1 rRNA gene is annotated in these 217 nt (G+C 48.8%); it reads left to right on the top strand.

Going from position 1 to position 217, the window contains the following annotated elements:
* A 23S ribosomal RNA gene (locus APS80_RS10365) occupies positions 1–217 on the top strand; the annotation flags it as partial.

Here is a 217-nt window from a genome sequence, read left to right as displayed (position 1 = left end):
AAATAGAACTTGAAACCGTGTGCTTACAAGTAGTCAGAGCCCGTTAATGGGTGATGGCGTGCCTTTTGTAGAATGAACCGGCGAGTTACGATCTGATGCAAGGTTAAGCAGCGAATGTGGAGCCGTAGCGAAAGCGAGTCTGAATAGGGCGCTGAGTATTTGGTCGTAGACCCGAAACCAGGTGATCTACCCATGACCAGGTTGAAGTTCAGGTAAC

Origin of the sequence: Staphylococcus auricularis, assembly GCF_001500315.1 — a bacterium.
In the GTDB taxonomy this organism is placed as follows: Bacteria; Bacillota; Bacilli; order Staphylococcales; family Staphylococcaceae; genus Staphylococcus; species Staphylococcus auricularis.
This window is presented reverse-complemented; position numbering and strand designations above follow the sequence as displayed.